17 protein-coding genes are annotated in these 13,905 nt (G+C 60.9%); 10 read left to right on the top strand and 7 right to left on the bottom strand.

Translation table 11 applies throughout. The features are described 5' to 3' along the window. The first annotated feature begins 822 nt into the window (after window positions 1-822). Window positions 823-1,077, top strand: coding sequence for a hypothetical protein (locus tag HMPREF2698_RS13585; protein ID WP_246819430.1), 255 nt, complete (start codon window positions 823-825; stop codon window positions 1,075-1,077). Window positions 1,078-1,112: 35 nt separating this feature from the next. Here HMPREF2698_RS13585 and HMPREF2698_RS03680 read toward each other — a convergent pair whose 3' ends face one another. Beyond that, window positions 1,113-2,165: a pseudouridine synthase gene (locus HMPREF2698_RS03680; RefSeq protein WP_083303781.1), complete on the bottom strand. Its 1,053-nt coding sequence runs from the start codon at window positions 2,163-2,165 to the stop codon at window positions 1,113-1,115. Here HMPREF2698_RS03680 and HMPREF2698_RS13405 point away from each other — a divergent pair. The 4 genes from HMPREF2698_RS13405 to HMPREF2698_RS03695 all read left to right on the top strand — a co-directional run bounded on the left by HMPREF2698_RS13405 (window position 2,101) and on the right by HMPREF2698_RS03695 (window position 4,262). Further along, window positions 2,101-2,247: a hypothetical protein gene (locus HMPREF2698_RS13405; protein ID WP_167595824.1), complete on the top strand. Its 147-nt coding sequence runs from the start codon at window positions 2,101-2,103 to the stop codon at window positions 2,245-2,247. The genes HMPREF2698_RS03680 and HMPREF2698_RS13405 overlap by 65 nt on opposite strands. A gap of 40 nt (window positions 2,248-2,287) precedes the next feature. Further along, a complete protein-coding gene (locus HMPREF2698_RS03685; protein ID WP_070523921.1) occupies window positions 2,288-3,184 on the top strand; it encodes a universal stress protein in 897 nt (298 codons plus the stop codon). A gap of 140 nt (window positions 3,185-3,324) precedes the next feature. Then, complete coding sequence (locus HMPREF2698_RS03690) at window positions 3,325-3,585, top strand: GlsB/YeaQ/YmgE family stress response membrane protein (RefSeq protein WP_010188457.1); 261 nt, start codon at window positions 3,325-3,327, stop codon at window positions 3,583-3,585. A gap of 68 nt (window positions 3,586-3,653) precedes the next feature. Then, window positions 3,654-4,262 (top strand): TetR/AcrR family transcriptional regulator, encoded by a 609-nt coding sequence (locus HMPREF2698_RS03695; RefSeq protein WP_070523919.1) that lies wholly within the window; start codon window positions 3,654-3,656, stop codon window positions 4,260-4,262. Here HMPREF2698_RS03695 and yidC read toward each other — a convergent pair. Beyond that, window positions 4,219-5,205 carry a membrane protein insertase YidC gene (gene yidC / locus HMPREF2698_RS03700; RefSeq protein ID WP_070532600.1) on the bottom strand — a complete coding sequence of 329 codons (987 nt, stop codon included), beginning with the start codon at window positions 5,203-5,205 and terminating at the stop codon, window positions 4,219-4,221. The genes HMPREF2698_RS03695 and yidC overlap by 44 nt on opposite strands. Window positions 5,206-5,270: 65 nt before the next feature. On the opposite strand from yidC, the gene HMPREF2698_RS03705 reads away from it, so the two are divergent. Next, window positions 5,271-6,029 (top strand): class E sortase, encoded by a 759-nt coding sequence (locus HMPREF2698_RS03705; protein WP_070562176.1) that lies wholly within the window; start codon window positions 5,271-5,273, stop codon window positions 6,027-6,029. Continuing rightward, window positions 6,029-6,181 (top strand): hypothetical protein, encoded by a 153-nt coding sequence (locus tag HMPREF2698_RS13410; protein ID WP_168162985.1) that lies wholly within the window; start codon window positions 6,029-6,031, stop codon window positions 6,179-6,181. The genes HMPREF2698_RS03705 and HMPREF2698_RS13410 overlap by 1 nt, the downstream gene beginning before the upstream one ends. A 55-nt stretch (window positions 6,182-6,236) precedes the next feature. On the opposite strand, the gene HMPREF2698_RS03710 is transcribed toward HMPREF2698_RS13410, so the two are convergent. Further along, window positions 6,237-6,791, bottom strand: coding sequence for a DUF2020 domain-containing protein (locus tag HMPREF2698_RS03710; RefSeq protein ID WP_070562178.1), 555 nt, complete (start codon window positions 6,789-6,791; stop codon window positions 6,237-6,239). On the opposite strand from HMPREF2698_RS03710, the gene HMPREF2698_RS03715 reads away from it, so the two are divergent. Both HMPREF2698_RS03715 and HMPREF2698_RS03720 read left to right on the top strand, forming a co-directional pair. Then, complete coding sequence (locus tag HMPREF2698_RS03715; protein WP_070562181.1) at window positions 6,790-7,962, top strand: sensor histidine kinase; 1,173 nt, start codon at window positions 6,790-6,792, stop codon at window positions 7,960-7,962. The two genes, HMPREF2698_RS03710 and HMPREF2698_RS03715, sit on opposite strands and share 2 nt — an antisense overlap. 36 nt (window positions 7,963-7,998) lie before the next feature. Beyond that, window positions 7,999-8,637, top strand: coding sequence for a LuxR C-terminal-related transcriptional regulator (locus tag HMPREF2698_RS03720; protein ID WP_010188464.1), 639 nt, complete (start codon window positions 7,999-8,001; stop codon window positions 8,635-8,637). On the opposite strand, the gene HMPREF2698_RS03725 is transcribed toward HMPREF2698_RS03720, so the two are convergent. After that, entirely contained in the window at window positions 8,634-8,951 is a 318-nt protein-coding gene (locus HMPREF2698_RS03725; RefSeq protein WP_070523909.1) for a histone-like nucleoid-structuring protein Lsr2, read from the bottom strand. The two genes, HMPREF2698_RS03720 and HMPREF2698_RS03725, sit on opposite strands and share 4 nt — an antisense overlap. A 195-nt stretch (window positions 8,952-9,146) precedes the next feature. After that, window positions 9,147-9,779 (bottom strand): DUF6474 family protein, encoded by a 633-nt coding sequence (locus HMPREF2698_RS03730; protein ID WP_070523907.1) that lies wholly within the window; start codon window positions 9,777-9,779, stop codon window positions 9,147-9,149. Between the two features lie 75 nt (window positions 9,780-9,854). Between HMPREF2698_RS03730 and HMPREF2698_RS03735 the strand changes: the two genes are divergently transcribed. After that, window positions 9,855-11,291 (top strand): TM0106 family RecB-like putative nuclease, encoded by a 1,437-nt coding sequence (locus HMPREF2698_RS03735; RefSeq protein ID WP_210386352.1) that lies wholly within the window; start codon window positions 9,855-9,857, stop codon window positions 11,289-11,291. Window positions 11,292-11,418: 127 nt separating this feature from the next. Here the strand turns inward: HMPREF2698_RS03735 and HMPREF2698_RS03740 are convergent, their stop codons facing one another. Together HMPREF2698_RS03740 and HMPREF2698_RS03745 are read right to left on the bottom strand one after the other, a co-directional pair. Continuing rightward, on the bottom strand, window positions 11,419-12,711 hold the full coding sequence (locus HMPREF2698_RS03740; RefSeq protein WP_070562183.1) for a copper oxidase: 1,293 nt from the start codon (window positions 12,709-12,711) through the stop codon (window positions 11,419-11,421). Window positions 12,712-12,722: 11 nt separating this feature from the next. Next, window positions 12,723-13,874 carry an MFS transporter gene (locus HMPREF2698_RS03745; RefSeq protein WP_070562185.1) on the bottom strand — a complete coding sequence of 384 codons (1,152 nt, stop codon included), beginning with the start codon at window positions 13,872-13,874 and terminating at the stop codon, window positions 12,723-12,725. Window positions 13,875-13,905 lie beyond the last annotated feature (31 nt).

The raw sequence follows: 13,905 nt of genomic DNA on the forward strand, positions 1-13,905 counted from the left end.
ACCGTTAAAGCACCATCATTGCTTTAACGGTCTCTTTTTCGTTTTGCCAGCACTACCGGCATGCGTTACCACGTCTGCACTTCCAGGTCTGAACAAATAGCTTTTTGTGACCGAGTCATGAGGGCCCTCCTCGGCACCACGTCTGTCGATGCTGGGGTGAAGTTGTTCTGTTCGTCTTCCTTGGCAGGGTCAGTTACAGTAGAGGCTGTGGTTATTGGTGTTGTTCGCGCAGACTGTCAAAGTTGGGGGCGTTGCGTTTGACCGACAAGTTTGACCTGTGGGAACTTCCCTATGAGGGAAAGACCGTCTATGTCCTGCTTGCAGCACGGGGCAAAGCTTCTGCTCTGGCGGACTCAGAAAAGTGCTGAAAGTCTTGCTACCTCGGATGAGATTCAGACGCGGGTTTCGCAGTGTCCTACACCCCGTGGATTGATGGATAAGGTGCCGGCTGCATGTCTGATACGTGAGGGGCAGGTTGTCTCCCGGGTGAAAGATATTGAGCATTCTTTGGTCTTGAGGGAGAGGCCGGCCCCAGGGTGGGAAGAGGACGGTCTGAGCCACTTCTTCGCGGGCAAGACTGTAGATGTCTTTGAGCCCGGTAGTCGTTCAGCGCGTGTAAGACTCTGTGATGGCCTTAAGCGGATCGACTTTCTTCCGGTTGCCAACGAGTCAGCACGGAAGAGGCGCGTTGACTTAGCCACACATCCCCACCGCGCGGGCGCGTGGGAACTCAGTAAGAAGTTCGCATTGGCGGCGCTGTCCTTTGTTCTTTTGCTTTTCGGGCCGGCGATTCGTGACCGACTAGAACCAGTGATTGAACCCGTGGCTAAGCGCGTTTCGGACCTGCATAGCCGGGGTGAGTTTTACGGCATGGTGTTTGAGTTCTTCCAGATTGACCATGTGATTGATTTTGCGGCGTCTCTGTTCAGTCCGATTGGCGATGTCGTCGTTCCGGTCGCTGGCTTGGTGGTGGCCTACGTTGCCGGGTGGAAGGGCGCGCGGGACACGGGCACCTGGTGGGAGGCGGCCGGGCGTCCGCTTGGAAATGAACGCGAGATCCTGGCCTTCGAAAGGTAGGTCGAAGGCCATTGACAATGGTTAAATGTTCCTAATTACGGGCTCAATAAATGGTGGGTTTCAAGCGGTAGTTGAGAGGAGAATTCTCGGGGTCTGGCTGTGAATGGATCAACAAAAGAAATGTGTGTCGCCGTCAGGTGCATGGGAATCCGCATGTCTTCGGCCTCTGCAGGGAAAATGACCGGGTATATGGGGTCACCAATAATAGGGATGCCCGCCTGAAGCATGTGTAGCCGGAGCTGATGAGTCTTGCCGGTCTGTGGCTTGAGAGTGTACTTCGCTATCTCGGGAAGTGAACCGTGGATGGCTTCGTACGGTGCCTTATCTACTGGTTCCACGCCGCCGACCTCGGTGATGGCGTTGACTTCGCCCTCGACGATGCGACCTTGCAATTCCCCTGGGGTCTTCTCCATACGGGAGCGCCAGACGGTGCCGGGGGAGACGTCGGCAAGCGGGGCGATGGCTTCGTAAGTCTTGGTGACGCGGCGCTCGGCGAAGAGCGTTTGGTAGGCGCCCCGAACGGTGCGGTCCTTGGTGAAGACGAGTATGCCCGAGGTAAGCCGGTCCAGGCGATGCGCGGGGGAAAGCTCGTTGTTGCCTGTCATTCGGCGAAGGCGAACGGTGGCAGTCTCCGTGATGTGGCGGGCGCGAGGCATCGTAGCCATGAAGGGCGGCTTGTCGACGACCAAGAGGTGCTCGTCTTCGTGCAGGATTGGGATGTCGTATGGGACGGGTGTTTCGGGAGCCGGCATGCGGTAGAAGTACACCATCGCGTTGGTGGCGAGGGTGCTGTCGGGACTAAGCGGGGTGCCGTCTTGGGATACAACCTCGTTCGCTGTGAAGCGGGCTTGGAGGGCCGAGTCGTTGTCGTCGGGGTGGCGGTGACGTTGGGTCACGATGAGGTCGTGCACAAAGTCCCACGCGGTGATGGGGCCTTCGACAACGCGGGCGTGAGTGGGGTTTAGTCCATCGCGGATAGGAAGTGGTGTTGCGCCACGCCCTTTTTGCGATATTCTTTGTCCCATGGATTTCAACTCTATTCTCGCGCCCGTCATCGATTTCTTCTCTAATGGTATCGGTGCCGTCATTCGTGATATTGCTGTGGCTGCCTACAACATTCTTTTCCCAGCGAATGCTGATGCCGCTACCGCCCCACAGGTCGGCCAGTAGGTATTAGACTGGAGGTGTAAGCACTTCGAAAGGAAAGGTCATGGCAAAGGAAGACATTGTCGTCGTCGCCGTTGATGGTTCGGAAGCGTCGAAGAACGCCGTCCGCTGGGCTGCAAATACTGCGGTGAAGCGGGGTATCCCGCTACGTATCGCATCGAGTTACACGATGCCGCAGTTCCTCTACGCCGAAGGCATGGTCCCGCCGAAGGAGCTTTTTGATGACCTCCAGGCGGAGACCCTAGAGAAGATCGAGGAGGCCCGCGCCGAGGCTCACAAGATTGCCCCGGATCTGAAGATCGGCCACACCGTGGCTGAGGGCTCCCCTATCGACATGCTGCTGGAGATGTCCAAGGACGTCACCATGATTGTCATGGGCTCCCGCGGCATGGGCGGCCTGTCCGGCATGGTCATGGGCTCGGTATCTGCATCTGTGGTCTCCCACGCATCTTGCCCGGTGGTCGTGGTCCGTGAGGATAACCACGTCACCGAATCCACGAAGTACGGTCCCGTTGTTATCGGTGTCGATGGCTCCGAGGTCTCCCAGAAGGCAACGGACTACGCCTTCAAGGAAGCAGATGCCCGCGGCGCAGAGCTGATTGCCGTTCACACTTGGATGGACATGCAGGTTCAGGCTTCCCTGGCCGGCCTCTCGGCAGCCCAGGCTGAATGGGCTGAGGTGGAGAAGGAGCAGGCGGAGCTGCTGACTGAACGCCTCGCGGAGTTCCAGGAGAAGTATCCGGACGTGCAGGTTAAGAAGGTTATCGCCCGTGACCGCCCGGTCCGTGCGCTGTCGGAGGCCTCCGAAGGTGCGCAGCTGCTCGTTGTGGGCTCCCACGGTCGCGGTGGCTTCAAGGGCATGCTCTTGGGCTCTACCTCCCGCGCACTGCTGCAGTCCGCGCCGTGCCCGATGATGGTGGTTCGACCAGACTCGGAGTAACCATCGCATAACCTCGCTATAACGATTCGGGCCCTTTTATTGGATAAGTGGTGTGCCCGAGACGTTTTGGTGTTTTAACGCGTACGGTGGACGGGTACGTAGATAAACGCTATTTACTGTTATTCAAAGGAGTGAGTGTCATGGGACTCGGTCTCGGTTTCTTTGGTTCGATTGTTGTTGGCATCATTGCCGGCTGGCTCGCTGAGAAGATTATGAAGCGTGACCAGGGGCTGTTCACCAACCTCATCGTTGGTGTTATCGGCGGCCTCATCGGTGGCGGATTGCTAGCGCTCTTCAACAAGAGCGTCGGCGATAGCTGGTTCCTGATGATCATTACGGCAACGGTCGGTGCATGTATCTTGCTGTGGATCGTGGGAGCCATTACGGGCCGCAAGAAGTAAAAATTCGCATACATACCGGTTTGTCTATATTGTATAGATGAACCGGTTTTGTCATGTGAGGAGAAGAAATGGCCGAAAAGAAGTCGCGTCGCAACCGCCCGAGCCCGCGGAGCCGACTACTTGAATCCGCCACGCGGCTCTTTACCACCGAGGGCATCCGCGTTATCGGCATTGACCGTATCCTGCGCGAGGCCGACGTGGCGAAGGCGTCGCTCTACTCCCTTTTCGGCTCCAAGGATGCCCTCGTTATCGCCTACGTCGAGGCCCTCGATGAGGAATACCGCGCTGATTGGCAGAGGCGCACCGAGGACGCGACCGATCCGGAGAGCAAGATCCTCGCCTTCTTCGACAAGGCCATCGAGGAACAACCCTCCATGGAGTTCCGGGGCTCGCACTTCCTCAACGCGGCCGGTGAATACCCGCGTCCAGAGACGGATGCCGAGCGGGGCATCGTGGCGGCATGCGTCGATCACCGCACATGGATGCATTCCACGATCACTGCCCTGCTCAACGCCAAGAATGGCTACCCCTCAGAGGAGCAGGCGAGCCAAATCCTCATTTTCCTCGATGGCGGGCTCGCCGGCGCCCGCCTGACCCGCGACGTCGCCCCGCTGGTAACCGCGAAGCAGCTGGCTATTCAGCTTCTCTCGGCGCCTCCTGCTGACTATTCGATTTAACAATTTTGCGTGCCTCCGCCACGATGGCCGAGTGGCGTTTGCGGGCAGCAGCAACCTCCTCTTTGTGGGCAGGGTCTTCCTTAAGGCGCTGTTTAGCGGCTTTCTTCTCTTTCTTCTTTTCCTTAGCCCGCCACCGCCGGATGCTGTCGCGCCGCTGTTCGTGGACGGCCTCCGGTAGGGGATAGCGACGGTGCAGGATCAATTCATATACCAAGGTCTGTAGCAGGGTAAAGAGGTAGGAGCAGCCCCAGTAGAAGATGATGGTCACGGGGATGGGGCCATGCCAAGCCACTTTCCACAGCATCCAGGGGATGAGAACCACCATGAGCGCCATGAACCACAGCAAGCGGCGCGGAATCTTCTGATCGAAGACCGTGGTAAGAAAGCCACGGTAGAGCGTGATGAGCGTGTTGAGGGAGGTGAACACGAGTGCCGCCACGAGCATCGGTAGGACCAAGTCGTGATGCTCGCGCGCGAAATCGGTGAGGGGGACGCCGAAGACGGTGGAGGTGCGGAAGGAGGAGACGTCGCCAAGCGTGAGCATCCCCACCGGTTCATTCGCGGAGCCTGACACCCGAAGAACCACCTGGTAGAGGCCAATGAAAGCCGGGATGATGAGGAAGGCGGGGAAACAACCCACCAGCGGGTTGTGCTGGAAGCGCTCCTTGAGCTCGCGTTGCTGGGTGAGGATGTCGACAGCCTCATCGACCGAATCGGCCTGCGTGAGGTGTTCATTGAGTTCGGTCATCTCCGGGCGCATGAGGGCGCCGATGCGGCCCTGTTTCACGGAGAGCCAATTCAGCGGAGCGATGATGCCGCGGACCGTGAGCACGAGGAAGACGATGGTGAGGATCCACGCCATCGAGCCGTCAAGGAAGGAACCAAAAAGCAAGTGCCACAGTTTCATGATTCCGGAGACCGGGTACATGAAGATGTTGATCATCGCCTACTCCTCTTTCTGCAGGGTGATGGGGCACTTATACGTTACCGGGAGGCTAAGGTATGGGTATGCCCCACCCCACCGCGCGCACTCGGCCGACCGTAGGGACCGTCATCGGTGAGCTTATGCTGACGGCCGGCGTGCTTCTGCTTCTCTTCGCCTTTTATGAGTCCTATTGGACAAATATCGAGTCTGGTCACAAGCAGGACCAAGCCAACGAGACGCTGCAGGAAGAATGGCACAACCCACGCGGAGCGGGCCATGCCCCGAAGCTCGGTGAGGCCTTTGCACGCCTTTATATCCCGGCCTTCGGCTCGGACTTCGCGTTCGCGGTTCTCGAAGGAACCGACGAAGACGATTTGTTGCGCGGGCCGGGGCACTATACCGACACGCAGATGCCTGGTGAGCCGGGCAATTTCGCGGTAGCCGGGCACCGTGTGGGCAAGGGCGCTCCCTTCAATGACCTGGGAAACCTGCAGACCTGCGATGCCATCGTCATCGAAACCGCGACTGACTGGATTACCTACCGCGTGCTGCCTATCGAAGGGGCTGCGGGGGACTGCTTCAGCCCAGAGCAGCAAGCCAAGCCGGAATACCAAGCTGTTCAGGGGCGCCATATCACCCTGCCGGGTGATGTGAGCGTGCTCCAGCCTGTTCCCGGGATGGAAGGGGCTGAGCCCAGCGAATCCCTGCTCACCCTCACCACCTGCCATCCGCAGTTCTCCAACGCAGAGCGCATGATTATCCACGCCATGGAGACTGACCGACAGGCTAAAGCCCCCGGAGCAGATGACAATGAACGCCCCGCCGTCTTGGAGGAGAACTAATGTATCGCGCACTCTGGAACCTGTTGCCCGGCCCCACCGTGGTCAAGGCGGTGTTGGCGCTGGCCCTCGCCGTGGGGGTTTTCTTCCTGCTCATGGAGGTGATTTTCCCCTGGGTAGCGGCGCAGATGCCCTATAATGACGTCGCCGTTTAGGCGTTAGTCGCTGTTTAGACCATTAAATGCTTAGGTCGTTACTGTGCTTAGGTCGTTACAGACCTAAGCGGTTGATTGCTTCCTGCGCTATGAGCTGGGGCTTGAGGGTCTGCAGCTGATTCGACCACACCACCACGGCGTGGTTGTCCTTCTGGACGGCAAAGACCGTGTGATCCTCAAAGACGCCGCGCCCGCCGGACCAACCATCGAATTCGGCGAGCTCCGTATCTTCAACCGGTGCGGCCCAATCCACGACCGCGCGCGCCTCGTCGACGCTGGGCATCTGCCGGGCTAGGACGGTAACCTGTGGTTCCTCGGGGTAGGACCAGAACACGCAGGCGGGGGTGCTAAAGCGCTTGTCGATGCCCCACCGGGTCATCCTCTGCCCATTCGTATCGGCCACCCACTGCGTGTCCAGGTAGGGGCAGTCTTCCCAGTCACTGACCTCGGCGGTAGCGTCCATGGGCAGGCCATCGCCTGAGTTTGTGTCGGACGCGGGGCTGGCGGCCTCGGTGCTGGGGGCGGGGTCGGCTGCATCCGAACACCCCACCGCGGCAAAGCCTATGCCGATCAGGCAGGCGGCGAGTGGGGGAAGTAGGCTGTGGCGCATGACGTCCACACTAGACCAGCGCTCGGTTGAATCGGATGCACTGCGCAACGGTATCCACGTCCTGACGGCGACGCTGCTGGTGGTGGCGATATTTATGACGGTGCGCCTGCCGCTGTGGCAGGGCGTGCTCAACCTTTTGCTGTTGGTCTCCTTCGCGGTGGTGTACTTCGGGGGCTCGGCCTATATGGAGGCCCTGCCGCGCGTCGCGCGCTATGGCTGGATGGTTATCCTCACGGTCTTGTGGTTAGCGGATATAGCGGTGGCGCCCGCGGCCATCTACCTCGTGTTCTCTCTGTACTTTGTCTACCTCTATGTGCTGGAGATGATCCCCGGCATCATCTGCGTGCTCGCGGCCACGGCGGTGACCATCCTGGTGCAAGTACCGGGCGGGCTCTCCTTCGGCGGCATCATGGGCCCGGCGGTATCGGCGCTGGTGACGATTGCCATTACCTATGCCTTCCGGGCGTTGAGCCGCATGAACCAGGAGTTGATGAAGACCCGGTCCCAGCTCGTGGAGTCCGAGCGCACGGCCGGCATGACCGCTGAGCGCCAGCGCATCGCCCACGAAATCCACGACACGCTGGCACAAGGTTTGTCCTCCATTCAGATGCTCCTGCATGCCGCTGACCGCGATCTCGCACAGGAGGATATCCCCAAGGCGCAGGAACGCATCGAACTGGCTCGGCGAACAGCAGCGGATAACCTCCACGAAGCGCGCGCCATGATTGCGGCGTTGCAGCCGGCGGCGTTGTCCGAAACCTCCTTGGGGGCGGCCATGACAAGGATGGCTGAGAATTTTGCGGCGACCGGTGGGCTCGACGTCTCAGTGGACGTAGAAGGCGATGCGCAACAGCTACCCATGAAGGTGGAGGCCGCGTTGCTGCGGATTGCGCAGGGAGCGGTGGGGAACGTCGTCAAGCATGCCCACGCCATGAAGGCTCGGGTGACCGTGACGTATGCGCCGGACGAGGTGCGTGTGGACGTGGTGGATAACGGCCAGGGCTTTGATGTGGAGGCGGTGGAAAATAAACCGGCGGGGCTGGGCCATATTGGTTTATCCGCCATGCGCCGACGTGCGGCGGAACTCGGCGGCGAGGTCGTGGTTGAATCCACGCCGGGAAGTGGCACGGCGGTCTCAGTTAGTGTGCCCTTAAACAACGATGTAGATTAGGAAATTGTCCACACCGTACCAATGAGGAGGAAGCCCGTGATTAGGGTCTTGCTTGCCGACGACCATGAGATCGTGCGCCTAGGTTTACGCTCGGTGCTCGAGGGGGCTGAGGACATCGAGGTTGTGGGCGAAGTCGCTACGGCCGAAGCCGCTGTGTCCGCAGCCCAAGCGGGTGGCATCGATGTTCTCCTCATGGACCTGCGTTTTGGTGCGGGGATCGAGGGCACGCGCGTCATGGGTGGCGCGGAAGCGACCGCCGCTATCCGCTACTCCATGGAGAATCCCCCCAAGGTGCTCGTGGTGACCAATTACGACACCGACGCGGATATCCTCGGCGCAATTGAGGCGGGCGCGGTGGGCTACCTGCTCAAGGACGCGCCGCCGGTAGAGCTGCTCGCGGCGGTGCGCTCGGCGGCGGAAGGTGACTCGGCGCTTTCGCCCGTCGTTGCTGACAAACTGATGACCCGCGTGCGCACGCCGCGCACCTCGCTCACCCCGCGCGAGCTCGAGGTGCTGAAGCTGGTCGCGGCGGGTTCCTCAAACCGTGAGATCGGGGTGGAGCTGATGCTGTCGGAGGCGACGGTGAAGTCTCACCTGGTGCACATCTATGACAAATTGGGCGTGCGCTCCCGCACCTCCGCCGTGGCGGCAGCACGCGAGCAGGGCGTTCTTTAGAGGTTGTTGGCGTCGCGGTACGCCAAGATGACGTCGTTGGGGATCTTGCCGCGCTCGGCCACCTCGTAGCCGTGCTTGGCGGCCCACGCGCGGACATCGGCCGGCTTGTAGCGGCGAGTGTCCTTCTTGACCGGGTGGCGGGCAGCCTTCACGAAAGGCTCCAGGGCGGCGTGGAACTTGTCGGCATTCTCCTGCGAGACGTCGAGGAGGTAATCCTTACCGTCAACGCTGAAGCGGATAACGATCACTTCATCTTCGTTGAGGGGCGAATTATCAATATCGTCAAAAAACTGGGTGATTTCGCGGCGTGCCATGTTTCTCCATTCGAGCTCTAAACTGATTCTCCCGCTATTAACTATAGAACGAAAACAAATTCCGTGACGCCGCTAATGTGGGTTTTCAAAAAGGGGTTTTGAGCGCGAAAGAAAAAGCCTTCGGGCCGCATATCCTCCACCGTCTAAAAGCGGGGAAGGCAGCGGCCCGAAGGCGTAGAGAATCCGTGTGAGCGGCTATGCGCGCAGCTTGGACTGGATCTCGTCGTTGAGCGAGTCGATCTCACCGGAGATGGAGCGGTGCGCGCGCTGGCGCTGCTGATCGGTCATGTACTCGGCATTGTCGATCGCAGAATCAAGCTCGTTGAGGCGCTCCTTGACGTCGCGCTTGAAACCGGCGGGAAGCTGCGCATCCTTCAGCGAATTGCGGATACCGGCGGTGCGGGCCTTGAGCGGTGCGCCGTGGCCGGAGAAGGAGGCCAGCTGCTCGGCGCTGACGCCGGCCTTCTGCGCGCGCTTCTTCTCAACCTCGCGCTGGGCAACGGTGATGCCGCGGTAAAGGAGAGGCAAAAGAAGGGGTGCTGCGGTGCGCAGGGCGCCGGCATAACGCTTGACATTGTTCTTATTAAAGCGGCCTTCCTTAATGCGCTCGAGTTCCTTCTTGGCCATCTTGTATTCGTGCTTGCGGCGCTTCTTTAGGCCCTTTTCCTCGGACTTGATAAGCGCCTTTTCCTGACGGGCCAATAGCTTTTGCTGGCGGTGCTTGGCCTTATCCGCGGCCTTTACCTCTGCCTTTGCGCGGGTTTTGGCAGCCTTGATCTCGGCGCGGGCCTCACGGCGGGCCTTGCGGATCTTCTTCATAATGCCCATTGAAACGTCCTTAAATAATCTATCTTTAGGGTCTCGCTACAACTCTAGCAAGGTGGTCTACTAAGCTCACCTGCTGTGAAGGATGTGCTCGTCGCCACGGACCTCGTGGGCTGCCGTTATCGCTTGGTGCAGCGCCGCGCGCATCCCGAGATCCCACGCACCGCGGTGAGCCAAGCCCGGGCGGAGCGCCACGCCGCGGCTATCGATGCCGCGCTCGCTCGCCTTCCCAAGAAGGGGCCTGGCCGTTTCCGCCGGATTGATCTGGAGGGGGATGATTTCGAGCGGGCGCTTGCCACGCTGGAGGCGCTGGCTCACGGTTACACACACATCACCAACGCCGTCTTTTCCACGTCGGAGTGGATGGTGCGCGTGGAGCTTCTGGTTCGGGATGGTGATAAGTACAGCCCTGTTATCGTCTCCGATCACCGCGTGGCCCGCCCGCACGAGGGTGCGCGAACGCTGGTTGTCCCCACGCATCGCTTGGGGCTGAGTGAGCCGCTGCCGGCGAAATACAAGATTAAGCATCATGCCGTCGATGGTTACCGCTTAGCCCTGGCCGCGCGGGGTTTGGAGGACGTCGGCCTGAATTCTGGCAGAGGTGCGGCGATTGGGCAGGACCGCGGTCAGGCTTTCGTCACGGATACCTCGCGCTTCGGCATCGATGAGGCGCTCGTACAGCCGCTTCCCGCTGGGCCGCGCCGCGTCAAGGAGTGCGCCTCCTGCCGCTTTTGGCCCTTGTGTAAGCAAGAGCTGGAGGCCCGGGATGATATCTCCCTCTTCCTGCCGGGCGACCGCGCTAACCCCTACCGCGAGCGCGGCATCACGACGGTGCAGGGGCTTATCGACGCCTCCCTCGGCGCCCCCTCCGCCCTTGCTGCTGCGTGGCGTGAGGGCGTCCCTTTGCTGCGGCGCGGCCGCATCAGCGTTCCCCGCGCAGATGTGGAAGTCGACGTCGATATGGAGGCCTACCTGGATCAAGGTGCTTACCTGTGGGGCGCGCTCCTGGACGGCGAGTACCACCCCTTTGTGACCTGGGATCCGCTGGGAGGGCGGTCCGAGGCGGAGAATTTCGCCGAGTTTTGGGAGTGGCTCATGGGGGTGCGCGCTGACGCGCATGCGGCGGGCAAGACCTTCGCGGCCTATTGCTACTCCGCCCACGGCGAAAACCATTGGATGCGCAGGTCCGCCCAGCGCTTTTCCTCTCCGAACCTGGAGGAGGTCGAGGAATTCATCTCCTCAGAGGAATGGGTGGACATGTTCGTCCACGTCAAGCGCAGTTTCGCCGGCACTGCGGGCCTGGGGCTGAAAACCGTGGCGCCCGTCGCTGGCTTTGAATGGCCGGAAGAGTTCGATGGCGAGGAATCCGTCAATGCCCGCCGAGCCGCCCTCGCCGGTGACACGGACGCGCGTGCGCAGATTCTGCGCTATAACGCCGGCGATGTGCGCGCGACCCATGCCGTCCGCGAGTGGATGTCTCACGGCGCGCCGGGAGTGCCATCCCTCGAGCCCTAGCTTCTCCCTGCCCTCCCGTGTGCAAGCCCCCAGACCTGAAACCCGCAACCTGCAGGTGGGCGTCGCCAAGCGCTTGCCGACGCCCCACCACCCACCCCAGGAGGTTGCGGGTTTCAGGTCTGGGGATCTACAGGATGAGGCTGAGTCCGCCGAGGATAATGAGCACCGCAAGGGCCACCCACACCTGGTCCCAGTCCGTGGTGGTCGTGGGCGCTGGGCCTTCGGCCTTCTTGAGGAGCACGGCTTTCTGAGCCTTGACCGCGCGAGCGGTGAGTACGGGGATGATGGCCATGGAACCGAGGCAGAGCAGGGAGGCGGCAACCATGGTGAGGGAACTGGAGGTGGCCAGCCACAGGGCAAGCCCGCCGTTGATGAAGACCGAGCGCCCCAGCCCCCAGCGGTTGTATTCGCGCAGGCCAGCCCGCACCGCTGAAGGGCCGCCGCCCATCGTGGTGGGCAGCATATAGCCCATGACGCCGATGAGCAGTTGGGCGCCAAACCCTACGACGAGCGCGAGCATGGGAATCTGTGGCTCGCTGGAGAAGAAATGCTGGGTGGTGTAATACACCAGGCTGCCGAGCAACCAGAAGCAGGAAAAGAGCACAGATAGCGCCGGGAAGGTGATGCGCCCGCGTGGTTCTCGGAACACGGTGAGGGCATTGAGCAGCCAGCTCTGCAGGCTGAGCGCCCAGCCGACGCAGTAGACGATCAGACCCGCTTGCGGTACATTCCACGCGCTGCCGATCACGGTGGTCACCACGCCCAGCGCCAGCAGCGTGAAGCTTAGGCTCATGTGTGGGTTGATTCCCTTGGTGCGCCAGATAGATGGGAACAAGATGGTGAGTGAACCGGCGGCTGCGAGGCCGACGAAACCGCCGATGTTGGCGGCAACGTGTGCAATGAGCAGGCGCGGATGGGAGGGGTGTGTGGCGAGGAATGCGCCAAGAGTAGCGCCCACGGCAAGGAAGAAGGCCGAGGCCACATAAGCTGCGACGACGGGGCGGAATCGTTTGGATTCCGCGCGGCGCCACAAAGCAAAGAGGGCCAACCCATGCCAGGACACCGCAAGAGCGACGAGTGTGGCGCCTATCTGTGTGAGCACCCAGTGGTGGCCCCAATATTCACTGAGGATTTGGCCCACGAGGGTGAGGATAACGCCGGAATTCTGCAGATAAATCCGCGCGAGCTGGCGAGGGCGGGCCGACATCGGAACTTTGAGCTGCACGAACTTTTCGGTGAGGTGCTGGGACCACACCACGATGCTGTTGCTGAGGATGCCCAGGGTGAAGAGATGGATGAGGACCCAGCGGTAGTTTGGGATAAGGGTGTGGGTTGCGCCGGCGAGAAGAAAAACCATCATCCACAGGCTGACCGGGCGGGATGCTTTCCTATGCCATGTGCGCGGCGACCACTTATCCATAAAACACGAGTTTATCCGGTTTTTCTCACAACCCAACTCAATACTGCGATGCCCGCGGCGAGGGCGGTGTAGACGGCGATGAAGCCGGTCCACGACAAGGAATCAAAGAGCACACCGGCCAGCGCGCCCAGGATGGAGCTGCCCAGGTAATAGAAGAAGACGTAGAGGCTGGAGGCCTCCGCGCGGTCGTGAGTAGCGATATGCCCCACCCACCCCGAGGCCGTGGAGTGCGCGGCAAAGAAGCCGATGGTGAATAACACGATGCCGAGCAGGGTGGGGATTAAAGAGCCCATGCATAGCGCGATGCCCACGGCAAAAAGCAGGCACGACAGCAGAAGCGTGTTGGCGTGGCCCACTTGGGTAACCAGCCGGCCGGCGCGCGCCGAGGACCACGTGCCGGTGAGGTAGAAGAGGAAGACCAAGCCGGCCAAACCGGGCGCGAGGTGGAAGTGATTGATGAGCCTAAATGCCAGGAAGTTATAGAGGGACACGAAGGTGCCCATGGCCACGAAGGCCACGATGAATAAGGGGATGAGGCGGGTATCCCGGGCATGGCGGAAGATAGCGCGCAGTTCCGAGCGGAAGTGGATTTCCTTTGGGGTGAAATTCTGCTGGTAGGGCAGCAAGATTGCCGCGATGATGGCGAGGATGAGCGTGACCAGGCTGGAGCCGGCCAGGGCCCAGCGCCAGGAGGTGAGCTCGAGAAGCCCGGTGGGGATGAGGCGGCCGGTCAGCCCGCCGATGGTGGTGCCGGCGATGTACAGCCCCATGGCGCGGGCGACGTAGGAGCTTTCGAGTTCCTCCGAAATCCAGGCCATGGCGGTAGCGGGTGCACCGGCGATGACAGCGCCCTGGAGCGCGCGAGTGGCGATGAGGGTCTCTGGATTGGGGGCCAGCGGCACAAGCATGCCGATGAGCGTGGCCGCGATGGTGGAAACAAGCAGCAGTTTTCCGCGGCCGATGCGCTCGGAGATGATGGACACGGGGATGACACAAATAGCCAGCGCACCGGTGGCCGCGGAGATGGTCATGGCGGCTTCGGTGGGGGACATGCCCATGTCCTCCACCAGGGTGGGCAGCATGGCTTGGGTGGGGTAGAGGCAAGAAAAAATTGCCAGGCCCACGAAGAGCATGGCAATGGTGGCGCGCCGCGTTCTGGTCATGCATCAAGCATGGTCTAGCGCGGATTATGTG

It is taken from the genome of Corynebacterium sp. HMSC072A02 (assembly GCF_001810085.1).
GTDB classification, from domain to species: Bacteria; Actinomycetota; Actinomycetes; order Mycobacteriales; family Mycobacteriaceae; genus Corynebacterium; species Corynebacterium hesseae.

Coding starts and splice junctions, on each gene's coding strand:
- HMPREF2698_RS13405 (WP_167595824.1), top strand. CDS start 2,101: ATGGATTTCAACTCTATTCTCGCGCCCGTCATCGATTTCTTCTCTAAT.
- HMPREF2698_RS03680 (WP_083303781.1), bottom strand. CDS start 2,165: ATGACGGCACCGATACCATTAGAGAAGAAATCGATGACGGGCGCGAGA.
- HMPREF2698_RS03685 (WP_070523921.1), top strand. CDS start 2,288: ATGGCAAAGGAAGACATTGTCGTCGTCGCCGTTGATGGTTCGGAAGCG.
- HMPREF2698_RS03690 (WP_010188457.1), top strand. CDS start 3,325: ATGGGACTCGGTCTCGGTTTCTTTGGTTCGATTGTTGTTGGCATCATT.
- HMPREF2698_RS03695 (WP_070523919.1), top strand. CDS start 3,654: ATGGCCGAAAAGAAGTCGCGTCGCAACCGCCCGAGCCCGCGGAGCCGA.
- yidC (WP_070532600.1), bottom strand. CDS start 5,205: ATGATCAACATCTTCATGTACCCGGTCTCCGGAATCATGAAACTGTGG.
- HMPREF2698_RS03705 (WP_070562176.1), top strand. CDS start 5,271: ATGCCCCACCCCACCGCGCGCACTCGGCCGACCGTAGGGACCGTCATC.
- HMPREF2698_RS13410 (WP_168162985.1), top strand. CDS start 6,029: ATGTATCGCGCACTCTGGAACCTGTTGCCCGGCCCCACCGTGGTCAAG.
- HMPREF2698_RS03715 (WP_070562181.1), top strand. CDS start 6,790: ATGACGTCCACACTAGACCAGCGCTCGGTTGAATCGGATGCACTGCGC.
- HMPREF2698_RS03710 (WP_070562178.1), bottom strand. CDS start 6,791: ATGCGCCACAGCCTACTTCCCCCACTCGCCGCCTGCCTGATCGGCATA.
- HMPREF2698_RS03725 (WP_070523909.1), bottom strand. CDS start 8,951: ATGGCACGCCGCGAAATCACCCAGTTTTTTGACGATATTGATAATTCG.
- HMPREF2698_RS03730 (WP_070523907.1), bottom strand. CDS start 9,779: ATGGGCATTATGAAGAAGATCCGCAAGGCCCGCCGTGAGGCCCGCGCC.
- HMPREF2698_RS03740 (WP_070562183.1), bottom strand. CDS start 12,711: ATGGATAAGTGGTCGCCGCGCACATGGCATAGGAAAGCATCCCGCCCG.
- HMPREF2698_RS03745 (WP_070562185.1), bottom strand. CDS start 13,874: ATGACCAGAACGCGGCGCGCCACCATTGCCATGCTCTTCGTGGGCCTG.